This window comes from Haloprofundus sp. MHR1, from assembly GCF_005155585.1.
Classification (GTDB): Archaea; Halobacteriota; Halobacteria; order Halobacteriales; family Haloferacaceae; genus Haloprofundus; species Haloprofundus halophilus.
In genome coordinates, this window is record NZ_CP039833.1 from 1,355,502 (window position 1) to 1,367,931 (window position 12,430).

12 protein-coding genes are annotated in these 12,430 nt (G+C 66.9%); 5 read left to right on the top strand and 7 right to left on the bottom strand.

Annotation, left to right across the window (positions count from 1 at the left end):
• Window positions 1-343: 343 nt before the first annotated feature.
• On the top strand, window positions 344-1,126 hold the full coding sequence (locus FCF25_RS06775) for a hypothetical protein (protein ID WP_137047844.1): 783 nt from the start codon (window positions 344-346) through the stop codon (window positions 1,124-1,126).
• Window positions 1,127-1,274: 148 nt separating this feature from the next.
• Here the strand turns inward: FCF25_RS06775 and FCF25_RS06780 are convergent, their stop codons facing one another.
• Both FCF25_RS06780 and FCF25_RS06785 read right to left on the bottom strand, forming a co-directional pair.
• The gene (locus tag FCF25_RS06780) at window positions 1,275-1,856 is read right to left on the bottom strand and encodes a hypothetical protein (protein ID WP_137047846.1); all 582 of its coding nucleotides are present in this window, start codon (window positions 1,854-1,856) and stop codon (window positions 1,275-1,277) included.
• 90 nt (window positions 1,857-1,946) lie between these two features.
• Window positions 1,947-2,396, bottom strand: a complete 450-nt coding sequence (locus FCF25_RS06785; RefSeq protein ID WP_117593772.1) for a DUF2391 family protein — start codon at window positions 2,394-2,396, stop codon at window positions 1,947-1,949.
• 111 nt (window positions 2,397-2,507) lie between these two features.
• On the opposite strand from FCF25_RS06785, the gene FCF25_RS06790 reads away from it, so the two are divergent.
• Complete coding sequence (locus tag FCF25_RS06790; RefSeq protein ID WP_137047848.1) at window positions 2,508-3,188, top strand: class I SAM-dependent methyltransferase; 681 nt, start codon at window positions 2,508-2,510, stop codon at window positions 3,186-3,188.
• A gap of 216 nt (window positions 3,189-3,404) precedes the next feature.
• Here the strand turns inward: FCF25_RS06790 and FCF25_RS06795 are convergent, their stop codons facing one another.
• From FCF25_RS06795 to FCF25_RS06810, 4 genes are all read right to left on the bottom strand, one after another.
• Complete coding sequence (locus FCF25_RS06795; protein ID WP_137047850.1) at window positions 3,405-4,976, bottom strand: FAD-dependent oxidoreductase; 1,572 nt, start codon at window positions 4,974-4,976, stop codon at window positions 3,405-3,407.
• Window positions 4,977-5,104: 128 nt separating this feature from the next.
• Window positions 5,105-6,244, bottom strand: a complete 1,140-nt coding sequence (locus FCF25_RS06800) for an ABC transporter ATP-binding protein (protein ID WP_217353102.1) — start codon at window positions 6,242-6,244, stop codon at window positions 5,105-5,107.
• Complete coding sequence (locus FCF25_RS06805) at window positions 6,237-7,916, bottom strand: iron ABC transporter permease (protein WP_232819719.1); 1,680 nt, start codon at window positions 7,914-7,916, stop codon at window positions 6,237-6,239. Before FCF25_RS06805 ends, FCF25_RS06800 begins: the two co-directional genes overlap by 8 nt.
• 118 nt (window positions 7,917-8,034) lie before the next feature.
• Window positions 8,035-9,168: a thiamine ABC transporter substrate binding subunit gene (locus FCF25_RS06810; protein ID WP_137047856.1), complete on the bottom strand. Its 1,134-nt coding sequence runs from the start codon at window positions 9,166-9,168 to the stop codon at window positions 8,035-8,037.
• A gap of 136 nt (window positions 9,169-9,304) precedes the next feature.
• Here FCF25_RS06810 and FCF25_RS06815 point away from each other — a divergent pair, with 136 nt between their 5' ends.
• The 3 genes from FCF25_RS06815 (at window position 9,305) to FCF25_RS06825 (ending at window position 11,370) form a co-directional block, all read left to right on the top strand.
• Complete coding sequence (locus tag FCF25_RS06815; protein WP_137047858.1) at window positions 9,305-10,309, top strand: AI-2E family transporter; 1,005 nt, start codon at window positions 9,305-9,307, stop codon at window positions 10,307-10,309.
• A gap of 52 nt (window positions 10,310-10,361) precedes the next feature.
• Window positions 10,362-11,003, top strand: coding sequence for a helix-turn-helix domain-containing protein (locus tag FCF25_RS06820; RefSeq protein ID WP_137047860.1), 642 nt, complete (start codon window positions 10,362-10,364; stop codon window positions 11,001-11,003).
• Between the two features lie 73 nt (window positions 11,004-11,076).
• Window positions 11,077-11,370 carry a HalOD1 output domain-containing protein gene (locus FCF25_RS06825; RefSeq protein ID WP_217353103.1) on the top strand — a complete coding sequence of 98 codons (294 nt, stop codon included), beginning with the start codon at window positions 11,077-11,079 and terminating at the stop codon, window positions 11,368-11,370.
• A gap of 21 nt (window positions 11,371-11,391) precedes the next feature.
• On the opposite strand, the gene FCF25_RS06830 is transcribed toward FCF25_RS06825, so the two are convergent.
• The gene (locus FCF25_RS06830; protein ID WP_137047862.1) at window positions 11,392-12,276 is read right to left on the bottom strand and encodes a sulfurtransferase; all 885 of its coding nucleotides are present in this window, start codon (window positions 12,274-12,276) and stop codon (window positions 11,392-11,394) included.
• Window positions 12,277-12,430 lie beyond the last annotated feature (154 nt).

Here is a 12,430-nt window from a genome sequence, read left to right on the forward strand (position 1 = left end):
TCGTCTCTCAACTCTCCGACTCGTCTCTCAACTCTCCGACTCGTCTCTCAACTCTCTACTCTCCGTCCACGCGGGGATCTGTCGTTCGACAGTCTCGAACCCGGCGCCGCACGAACTCGTCCGCGTTGGCGACCTGTCCTAACGGCTGATTCCCCTCTCGAACCGTCGCGCGTCCGTCGCCCCGGCGAGCCGCGCCTTTTCAGCACGTTTTAAGCGCCCGCGGCGACACGCTATCGCCATGAGCACGGCGACGAAAATCGTCCTCGGTACCGTTGGCATCTCGGTCATCCTCGGCGTGAGTATCCTCGCAGTCACCGTCTTCGGCTGACGGAGGCGCCCGACGATGTTCCAGAAACGGCAGCTCAGCGGTGAGCTTCGCGCGGTTAGAGATAGCTACGCCGCGGAGACGGTCGTCGTCGACGCCGACGCGGACTTCGAAACGATTCCGCCCGCGGCCGCCGAAGACCTCGGACTGCTCGTCGACTCGCTCGACCCGGCGACGTACCCCGACGAGTGGCTGCCCGACGACGCCCCGGCACTGCTCCGGCGGTACGCGGGCGGCACGTTCACCGTCGGGATGCCGGGCGACGGAACCATCGTCTGGACGCGGCAGACGAACCCGCCGACCGTCGTCGCCAAGAAGCGCGCCGAGGGAACGCCGGAAGCCTTTCTCGACTTTCTCTTCGCGGAGGCACTCGTCCAGATTCACCTCGGCGTCCCCGAGCACTTCCTCCCGTTCTTCGGCGAGCGATACCGTGACCTCGACGCGGCGGTGTCGCTGTCGCCCGCGGAACTCTACCAGCTCGCGGCCGCGCTGTTCGAGGCCTGGGTCGGCGTCCAGAGCCGCGAGGTGTTCGCGGAGTGGAGCGACGACTACCCGGGGCTGTACGAGGCGTGGCTCGACGCCGGAACGCGACTCGAAGGCCGAATCGAGGGACTCCCCGGCGAAGTCGCCCGCGGGGAGACGTCGTTCGTCGACGCCACGGAACTGGCGTGCTCGGGGCTGAAACACGCTATCGAGCCTCCCGCACCGTTCGCGGCGCTGGATACGACGGCGTACCACGACCACGGTGCGGCCTACGCGGTTCGGTGGGCCGAGAAGACGTTCGAGAAGCTCCACGAGTGACCGGAGAACGGTGACCGATGAGCGGTAACCGGAGAACGGTGACCGTCTCGAACGTCTGCGGCCGGGTCTACATCTCGAACGCCTACGGTCGGGTCTACAGGTGGGGCAGGCCGCACCCTCGCGGCTCAGCGCTCGACTCCGGGGCGGTTCACCGTTCTTCGTAGGTGACGCCGCCGTCCTCCGCGAGGTCGACGATTCCGGTGAAAAGGCCGCTGAAGCGTTCGATGACGTCCTCGTCGTGGACCTCCTTCGAGAGGTGGAAGATGCCGACGGCGTCGTTCTCCACCAGGAGGTCGAGCAGTCGCTCGGTCGCCTCGTAGACGCCTTCTTCGTCGGCGTAGTACGCCATCTCGGTGAGCGAGTCGACGCTGACGCGGAGCTTTCCGGGATGCGATTCGAGGAACTTGCGGGTCTGGGCGACGATGCCGTCGAGGTCGTCGGGCGAGGAGACGTAGTGGACGTGCTCGGACTTCCGTCGCGAGTAGCCGCGCTCGACCGAGAGGGTGTCGAGGATGACCGCTCGGGACTCGTCGACGTCGTAGTGTTCGAGCTTCTGTTCGACCTCGCGGGCGGTCGTCCGCGTCGAGATGACGAGGAAGTAGTCGGTGTCGGTTTTCAGAAAGTCGGTGTCGATTCGGTCGGTCTCGCCGATGCTCGGATGCAGAAGAAGCAGGCCAGTCCCCGCAGGGATGGTGTCTGGAGCGTTTTCGATGGCGAGGCTGTAATCCATATCGGAGAGACCAACCGAACTGACTTAACAATGCGGGCTGGCAGCCTCTCGCTCGATTCGCGGACATCAGTGGGCGAGACGCCTGACCGCTCAGAACACGCTGTCGGCGGTCGCCGCACCGATGACGCTGAACACCGCACCGATGCTCGTCGCTTTCGCCGTGACGAACACCTGCGTTCGGAACGTGATTTCGGCGGCGTCCATGTGGTTCGGAATGAGCGTCGCGGGCGCGTCGAACGAGAGCGCGAGGATGAACACCGACAGATACGAGACGAGGATGAGCGAGACGAACCGCAGCGGAACTCCGCCCACCTCCGCCTCGCGGTCGGGGTCTCGGTCGTCGTCGGCTTTGTACAGCGTCCCGTAGCCGATGGTGAACACCATACCGACGGTCAACAGCGCTTGGTACCACTCCATCCCGACCGCGAGGGCCCACACCTCGTCGGTGACGACGAACGGCCCCGCGAGGAGGAATCCGCCGACGACCTGCTGTGCGATGTCCGTTAGCTTGAACCGCCGGTGGCGTCCGACCCGAACCATGGCGACCCGTTGCGGCGACCGAACGTAAACGTCACGCGTTCGGCCGACCGGCGACTCCCGCTCGCGTCCGCACTCCGAACCGATTTTGACTCGCCAGACCGAGAAACCACCATGAGTGTCCGCGAGGAGTTCGACGCGTGGGCGGCCGACGGCCGCGACAAGGGAATGGAAGAGCGACACTGGCACACCGCAAAGCACGTGCTCGCGCGGATGCCCGTCGAAGCGGGCGACACGGTACTCGACCTGGGGACTGGAAGCGGCTACGCGCTCCGAGCGCTCCGCGAGACGAAGCACGCGGGCCGCGCCTACGGTATCGACGGCTCCCCGGAGATGGCTCGGAACGCCCGAAACTACACCGACGACCCGAACGTCGGTTTCGTCGTCGCCGACTTCGACGAACTGCCGTTCGCCGACGACTCGGTCGACCACGCGTTCTCGATGGAGGCGTTCTACTACGCGGCCGACCCCGAACACACGCTCGAAGAGCTCGCGCGCGTCCTCCGCCCCGGCGGGACGTTCTACTGCGCAGTCAACTACTACGAAGAGAACGTCCACAGCCACGAGTGGCAGGAGAACATCGGCGTCGAGATGACTCGCTGGGACCGCAGCGAGTACCGCCGAGCGTTCCGGAATGCCGGATTCCACGTCGCCGAACAGGACAACGTCCCGGACCTCGACATCGACATCCCCCCGGCCGAAGCGTTCCCGACCGATAGCTGGGAGACGCGCGAGGCGATGGTCGAGCGCTATCGAACCTACGGAACGCTGTTGACGGTCGGCGTCGTGCCGTAGCCCGTCGCTCCTCGCCGGCGTACTGGAACCCGAGACCACGACTCGAAACGCCGCTCCGCGAATTTTTATAAACGGAGACGGGACCACCCCGCCTCGTGATCTGACCCTCGGCGCGCGGCGGTTCGCGGTTGTGCGACCAGTCGCCGTGCGACGCTCCTGAATCCGCCCGGTCGCCTGTTCGCCCCTACACTCTCGCGTTCTCACTCACTCGTTTACTCACTCGACGTCCAGATTTCGCGTCGACAGGTCGGAGACGGCCGGTCCGTCGACGACGTGACCGTCGTACTCGAAGCGCGAGCCGTGACACGGGCAGTCCCACGACCGTTCGGCGTCGTTCCAGCGGACGATGCAGTCCAAGTGCGGACAGACGGCCGAGTGAGTGTGTAGCTCCCCGTCGTCGTCGCGGTACGCAGCTATCGGTTTCGTCCGCTCGCGGAGCACTATCGCCTCGCCCGGCCGCAGTCGCGCGAGGTCGTCGCGGTGCGGTTTCGACAGCCAGTCGCGCACGAACTCCTTCGCGACGTTCGCGTTCTGCGTGGCAAACTCCGTCGCCGACGTTCGGTCGACGGTCACCCGGCTCGGGTCGTACACCTCCGTGTACGGGTTCTCCTCGCCGCACACCAGGTCCGCGAGCAACAGTCCCGCCGCCGTCCCGTTCGTCATCCCCCACCCGCCGAAGCCGCTGGCCATGTAGACGCGCTCCGAGAGCGGTAACTCGCCGACGTACGGTACTTTGTCGACCGAGGCGTAGTCCTGCGTCGACCAACGGTACTCGATAGAGTCGACGTCGAAGTGGCGGCGGGCGGCTTCCTCGACCTTCCGGTAGCGCTCGCGCGTATCGCCGCCCTGTCCGGTCTTGTGGTTCTGTCCGCCGACGAGGGTCAGCACCTCGTCGCCGGTGTCGTGGGTCCGAACCGAGAAGTACTGCTCGCCGGTGTAGTAGTACATCGCCTCGGTCGGCGGGTCGGCGACGCGCGCGGCGACGACGTACGACCGTTTCGGGTGCATCCGGGCGAAGTACGCGCCCGTGTCACGAATCGGAAAGTGCGTCGCGAGCACGACGTCGTCGGCGTGAATCTCGCCGCGGTCGGTGTCGACCATCGGACGCGCGCCGCCGTCGACGTCGAGCGCCCGCGTCTCCTCGTAGATGCGCCCGCCCTCGTCGAGAAACGCCTCCGCCAGCGCCAGCAGGTAGCTCCGAGGGTGGAACATCGCCTGGTCGTCGAATCGGACGGCGGCGACCGCTCCGTCGTCGACGGCGACCGACTCCTCGTACTCGGCCGGCAGGCCGAACCGACGAGCGGCGTTCACTTCCTGTCGAACCTCCGAGCGACGCCCCGGTGACCGAACGTAAGCGTACGACGGTAGCCTCCGGAAGGCGCAGTCGACGCCGAGGCTCTCGACGCGGGATTCGACGTGGTCGATGGCAGCCTCGTTGGCCTCGGCGTACTGCCGGGTCTTCCGCTCGCCGACGGTCGACGCGAGCGTGTCGTAGAGAATCCCGTGCTGGGAGGTGAGCTTCGCCGTCGTCTTCCCGGTGACGCCGGTGAGGATGTGGTCGCGCTCGACGAGCGCGACGTCCTGTCCCGCCTCGGCTAACTGGAGCGCGGTCGTCACTCCGACGATACCGCCGCCGACGACGGCGGTGTCGACGTCGATACCGCCGTCGAGCGGTTCGTACTCCGTCGTCGGCGAGGTGCCGAGCCAGACGGACGTCCGCTCGCCCGTCGCAAACTGGTCGGTACTCGATGCTGCGGCGTCGGTGTCGTCGTGGTCGTTGTCTTTCATCGGAGAACTCCGTCGTCGGGGTGCGGCCGAGCGCCGTGCGAGCGCGGAAACCGACACCAACCGGTCTTGCGAACGAACCACGCCGGACCGAATAAAGCCAGGACCCGCCGTCACCGCTGCCGGACTGTTCACCACTCGAACACGTACACGTCCGCGGGGTCGAACCCCAGTTCGACCGTCTCGCCCGTCGGCGGCGACTCCGGCGCGCGGACGATCACCTCGCGCCCGTCCCAGTCGAGGTGGACGCGCGTCGCTTCGCCGAGGAACTCCGTCTCTCGGACCGTCGCCTCGAACCGATTCTTGCGTTCCCCGACTTCCAGTTTCTCGGGACGGACGCAGAAGCCGACGCTCCCGCCGTCGAACCGCGGCGATCGCCCGGAAGACGACCCGGTTCCGACCGGCGTCGACCCGCTCTCACCGGTCGAACTGTCCGCGGTCGCGTCGACCTCGAACACCGTCTCGCCGACGCGCACGCGGAACCGCCGCGACCCCTTCGTTTCGCGTGCAATCCCCGACTTTTCGTGTGTGCCGACCAGTTCACCCTCGAACAGGTTGTTGTCGCCGACGAACGAGGCGACGAACCGCGTCGCCGGGCGTTGGTACACCTCGCGCGGCGGGCCGACCTGCTCGACGTTCCCCTCGTTCATCACCGCGACGCGGTCCGAGACGGCCAGCGCCTCCTCCTGGTCGTGAGTGACGTACACCGTCGTGATGCCCAACTCCGACTGGATTCGCTTCACCTGCAACCGGAGGCGTTCGCGCAGGCGGGCGTCGAGCGCACTCATCGGTTCGTCCAGCAACAGTAAGCGAGGTCCCGGCGCGAGCGCGCGGGCGAGGGCGACGCGCTGCTGTTGGCCGCCGGAGAGCTCCGTCGGGTCGCGTTCTCCCATCCCCGCGAGGTCGACGAGTTCCAGTAGCTCCGAGACCCGTTCGCCGCGCCCGCGGCGTCGCTTCTCGTCCGCGAAGCGAAGCCCGTAGCCGACGTTCTCGGCGACGCTCATGTGGGGGAACAGCGCGTAGTTCTGGAAAACGACGCCGACGTTCCGGTCCTCGGGGGGCACGCCCGAGACGTCGTCACCGTCGAACCGAATCTCACCCTCTGTCGGCGACTCGAACCCCGCAATCAGCCGCAGTGTCGTCGTCTTCCCGCAGCCGGACGGGCCGACGAGCGTGAAGAACTCGCCGTCGCGGACGCGGAGGCTCACGTCGTCGAGCGCCGTCGTCCCGGCGTACGACTTTCCGACGCCCTCCAGGGAGATTTCAGACACCGCGGGACCCCCCGCCGAAGCGTTCGATGACGACGAAACTGAGGCTCGTGACGACGAGGAGGATACAGCCCATCGCGGTCGCTGGTCCGAGGCGGCGACCGAGATAGCGTTCGACGGCGACCGGCATCGTGTAGCTGTTCGACCCGGTGGCCAAAATCACCGTCGCGTCGAACTCGCCGACGCTGATGGCGAAGGCGAACGCCGCGCCGGCGACGACGCCCGCGGCGACGAGCGGGAGTTCGATATCCCACAGTGTCCGCGCCCGCGACGCGCCGAGGCTCCGCGCGGACTCGATCAGCCGCGGGTCCAGATTCCCGAGCAGCGGCGCGACGTTGCGCGTGACGAACGGGTAGGCGCTCACCGCGTGCGCCGCGACGATGGCGATAGCGCCCGCGACGGTGAACCGGTAGCCGAACGCCTCGAAGCCGAACACAAGCCCCCGGAGCAGGCCGAGGCCGACGACGATGCCGCTCACCGCGAGCGGGGCCATCGCCAGCGCGTCGACGACCTTCCGGCCGCGGTAGCGACGCGTCGTCAGTACCGCCATCACGACACCCATCGGCAGCGCCAAAAGCAGCGTTCCGACGCCGAACAGCAGCGAATTGAGGACCGCGGGGAGCGGCTTCACCTGGAACTCGGCCGCCGTCGCCTGTCGCTGGACGAGAAACTCGTAGTAGCGCGTCGTCAGCGACCCGTCGGGTGCGGTGACGCTCGAGAGCAGCATGCTGACGATGGGCGCGACGAAGACGAGCAGGACGACGACGCCGTAGCCGAAGACGGCGACGCGCGAGAGCGCCTCGCGGGCCGAGAACCCGTCGAGTGAACGTGGAAGCAACTGCTTTCGAGGCGCCGGGCGCGCGCCCGCGCCGAAGGCGGCCGTCTGCTGGCGGGCCTCGTAGCGGAGGTACGCGTAGGTGAGAGCGAGCGAGACGGCCGTCTCGACCACCGCGAGGGCGGCGGCGTCGGCGTACGCCAACTGCTGGACGCGGTAGTAGACGAACACCTCGATGGTCGCGTACTGGAGGCCGCCGAGCGCCAGTACGATGGGAAACGACGCGAAGGTGAAGACGAACGTCAGCGTCGCGGAGACGAGAACCGCGGGCAGCAGTTGCGGCGCGACCACGTCGAGGAACGCCCGCGTCGGCGACGCGCCGAGGCTCCGCGCCGTTTCCACCGTTCGGGCGTCGACGCTCTCCCACGCCGCCGTCGTCATTCGGGTCACGAGCGGCGCGTTGTAGAACGCGTGGGCGACGATGATCGCGGGAAGAGTGTACAACAGATTCACCGAACCGAGTCCGAGCGAGGAGAGCAAGCGGTTGAGGGTGCCGTTCGCGCCGAAGGTGGCGACGAACCCGATAGCGACCATGATGGAGGGGAGCACGAACGGTAGAATCGTCAGCGAGCGAAGCGTCTCGCGGCCGCGGAACTCGAAGCGCGACAGCACCCACGCGCCCGGTAGCCCGAGCGCGACGCTGGCGACGGTCGACAGCGCGGCCTGGTACGCCGTGAAGCCGATAATCTCGACGAGGTAGAAGCGCGACGTGAGGACGCCCGAAAGCGGCGCGAACGTCAGCTCGCCGTCGTCGACGACGGCTTCGACGAACACGGTCGCGACGGGGTAGTAAAAGAGGACCAGCAGGACAACGCCGGTGGCGAGCGCGACGAGCGTCAGCGCGCGGGTTTCGAGCCAGTCCGAGACACTGTCGTGTCGTCGACCGGTCCGTCTCTCCGACCCGCCACCGTCGCCCGCGTTCGCGCTCCTCTCGTCGCCGCTGGTCGCGTCGCTCACGTCAGTTGCTGGCGAACTGCCGGGCCCACGCGTCGGTCCACTCACTGAGGTTTCCTTGGAGTTCCTCGTAAGTGAAGGTGACCGGCGTCTCGGGTTCCTTGGCGTACTGGGCGAAATCCTCCGGCAGCGGTGCGTCGGAAATCGCCGGGAACGCGACGTTTCTGACGGCGATTTCGGCCTGCACCTCCGGGCGGAGCATGAACGAGAGGAACCGGTTCGCGAGGTCCACGTTCGCGGTGTCGGCGAAGCGGGCCATCCCCTCCGGGTTGGCGTACGCCTCGCCGTTCAGGAACCGAATCTGGTGCTCGCTGAGGTCCTCTCCCTCCTCGTTCGCGAACACCTGGTCGGTCGAGTAGGAGACGACCATCGGCGCCTCGCCGTTCGAGTACGCGGCGTAGGAGTCCTCCCACGTCCCGAGCACGCGCACGCCGTTTTGCTGCAACTGCTTCCAGTAGTCGAGGTAGCCGTCCTCGCCCTTCGCGTGGATGGTGTGGAGCAGAAACGCCTGGCCGGTCGCGCTCGACTGGGGGTCCTGCGCGATGAGGTCACCTTCGAATTCGGGGTCCAGCAGGCCGTCGAACGTCTCCGGCGCGGTCGCCTCGTTCTCGTCGTACACGAGGCTGATGTACCCCGTGTCGTACGGTATCGCCCGCTCCTGCGGGTCGAACTCCAGTCCCGACTTGACGGCGTCTCGGCCCTCGATTTCGTCCCCGTCGACCGGTACGAACAGCTCTCGGTCGAGGTTCTCGTCGACGCGGATGAGCATGTTCGTGTCGAGGCCGACGTAGGCGTCGGCGTCGACGTCGACGCCCTGCGCGGCGCGCTCGATGAAGTAGTTTATCTCGCCGTCGGGGGTCTGCCACTCCAGCGTGGCGTCGAACTCCGACTCGAACCGCTCTTTGAGCCACGGTCCGGGGCTCGAACTCGGGGCGTCGACGAACGCGGAGTACGTCGCGACGCGGAGCGTCGCGGGACCCTTGGGCGTCCCGGTGGTCGTGCCCGCCGAGTCTCCGCTTCCTGTCTCGTTCGACCCGGAGCCGTCGCTTCCGTCGTCGACGGGCTCGGCGCTACAGCCGGCGACGAGCGCCGACACGCCCGCAGCACCCGCCGCTTTGAGGAAGTTTCGCCGTCTCATTACGCGGTGATTACACCGGGTGATATTTAACGGTCGTGGTCTGGACGCGTCGGAGCGACTATCGACACTCGCCGGCGGCGTCGGCGGTTCGGAAGCGAGACCCAACGGCTATTACGGTGTCTTCGGAACCTCAGACGTGACTTTCGACCGACGGTACGTTCTCGGGGCGTTGTTCGCCACCACAGCGGCGCTGACGGCGCTGATACTCGTCGACGTGTTGGGAACGGTGTTTTTCGCCCTGACGGTGGCGTATCTCCTCTCGCCGTTGCGTCGGGAACTGACTCGGCGCGGGCTATCGGCGTGGATGTCGAGCGCCGTCGCCACCGCGGCCGCGTTCCTCGGCGTCGTCGCCGTCGCGGCACCGCTCGTCGGTGTGCTCGTCCTTCGGTTCGACGCGCTCCGCGGGTTGCTCGCCATCGTCCCCGACGCGGTGACGCTCGAACTCGCCGGCTACGCCTACACGGTGACGCTCGACCAGGCGACGACGGTGGCGCTGTCGCTTCTGCGGTCGCTCGCACAGGACGTCGTCGTCGCTGCGCCGGTGCTGCTCGTCAAACTCTCGGTGTTCGCGCTCGTGGTTTTCGCGTTGCTGTTTCGGGCGGGGACGACGCGCGCGGCCGTGCTGACGGTCGTTCCCCCCGCGTACCGAGACGTGGCGTCGGCGCTCGACAGGCGCGCCCGCGACACGCTGTTCGCTATCTACGTCCTGCAGGCGGCGACGGCCGTCGGGACGTTTCTCGTCAGCGTCGTCGTTTTCGCGCTCCTCGGCTACGACTTCCCGTTCGCGCTCGCGACCGTCGCGGCGGTGCTGCAGTTCGTCCCGGTTTTGGGTCCGAGTCTCCTCCTGTTACTCCTCGCGCTGTACCACCTCACGCTCGGGCAGACCGTCGCTGCACTCCTCGTTCTCGTCGTCGGCGGGTTCTTCGTGGCGTTTCTTCCGGACGTCGTCATCCGTCCGCGACTGGCTCAACGGACGGCGAACCTCCCCGGGAGTGTCTACTTCGTCGGCTTCGTCGGCGGACTGTTGAGCCTCGGCGCTCTCGGTGTCATCGTCGGACCGCTCGCCGTCGCACTCGTCCTGGAGAGCGCGGCGCTGTTCTCCTCGGAGCTCAAATCCCATCAGACAGATGAATTAAGCTAACCCGTCACTGGTCTTTTGTGCGGTCGAGTGGTAGTTGTGCCGTGTTCACCGAATGACTCTCTACGCCGAGTTCGCTCTTCCACCCGACATCCTCCCCTTCGGTTCGGTTCTCGCGGCGGCGCCGGAGGTGCGAATCGAACTCGTCCGCGTCATCCCGACGAAACCCGACGTGTTCCCGTACTTTCGGGTCACCGGCGCCGACGAAGACGCCGTCGTCGACGTCCTCGCGACGCACGACGCTTTCGAGGGCGTCGACGTTCTCGGCCCCGACGGCGACGGGACGCTCTTTCGGAGTCGTTGGTCCGCGGCGGGTGACGAACTACTCACCGGGTTCGCTCGCCTCGACGTGGCGCTCCTCAGCGCGACCGGCACACCCGACGGGTGGACGTTCAAATGCCGAGCGCCGACGCGCGAGGGACTCTCGGCGTTTCAGGCGTACTGCGGAGACCACGACGTGCCGCTGACTCTCCGCCAGCTCCGGCGACTCGACGGCACGGAGCCGCGTCCGGAGGGGCTCACCGAAGCCCAGCGGGAGACGTTGCTGCTCGCGTTCCACCGCGGTTACTTCGACATTCCGCGGCGCGCGTCGCTCGACTCGCTGGCCGACGAGTTCGACATCAGCCGACAGGCGGTCGCCGACCGTCTCCGTCGCGGCTGCCGTAATCTCGTGCGGCGGACACTCGTCGAACAGTGATCTCCGACGCCGTAATAAAGGCCGTTGCATAATCACAGGACACGTTCTCTAGGCTGCGCGTCTACACCCGGTCGTGACCATCACCTCACCACTCGTCACCCCCGGGCCGCACGCGAAAACCTACCACTCCGACGACGGCGAACGTCCGAGCGATACCGTCATCAGGGCTGTCGCCGACGCCGTGAGGACGGACCCGCTCTCGTTACCGCCGCTGTTCCACGCCGTCGACCCGGACGCGCTGGACGACCTCCTCTGCGACCCCCTCGGCGGGTTTCGAAGTACCGGCAGTCGCGTCGTCGAGTTTCACTACGCGGGCGTCCACGTCTCCGCCTTCGACGACGGTCGGGTGCTCGTCCAATCGCACTAACTGTCCACCCCCCTTGTCTCCTTAGCTTTCCTCCGCTCTCTCGTCGCCTTCGTTGCTCTCTCCGTCGCCTTCGTCGTTCTCCCCGCCGCTTTCGTCGCTCTCTCCGCCGCTTTCGTTGCTCTCCCCGCCGCCTTCGAGCGGACCACCGCGTTCTTTCCACTCGGTGAGACTCCCCTCGTAGAACGCGATGTCCTCGTAGCCGAGGTGTCGGAGCACGAGGTAGGTGTGGCTGATGCGGCGGGCGGTGTTGCAGTACAGAAGCACTCGTCGGTCCGCGGAGACGCCGTGGTCGGCCAGAATCGACTCCAGTTCGTCGGTCGATTTCAACCCTCGCGTCTCGTCGTCGACGAACTCGCGCCAGTCGAGTTGCACCGCGCCGGGGACGTGTGCTTCGTCGTACTCCCACGATTCGCGCGTGTCCACGACGACCACGCCGTCGTCGTCGAGGCTGTCGAGCACCGTCTCGTAGTCGACGAGCGGCGACGAGTCGGGGCGTCGAACCTCGTAGGTCGCCGGCTCCGGGTCGGGCGTCTCGGTCGTCGTCTCGTACTCGCGGCTCCACGAACTGTAGTCGCCGTCGAGCAGGTGGAGGCGGTCGGTGTCGTGGCCGTACAGTTCGGCGGTCACGAGAAAGCGGGCGGCGAAGACGCCGTGGGTGTCGTCGTAGGCGACGAGGCGGTCGTCGGTCGCGATGCCGGCCTCGCCCAAGAGCGCCTCCCACGTCTCCGCACCAGGTAACATTCCTTCATCACCTGCGGAGCTGCGGAAATCGTCGAACGGGACGCTCACCGCTCCCGGGAGGTGACCGATACCGTCGAACTCCCACCCGTCGCGCACGTCAACAACGCGGACCTCGTCCAGTCGGTCGGCGAGCCACGTCGGAGCGACGACGGCGTTCTCGTACATGTAACGGGTTACGAACGGACGGGATTTAGCTCCCCTCGTCGCGGCCACGACTGACCCTCGTCCCATTTACCAGCAAAAAACGCTGGGACTCGCCGATTCGTCAGCCGCGCAACATCGGAATAAATCGCTCGACGGGGTGATTTCTGCAAAAATC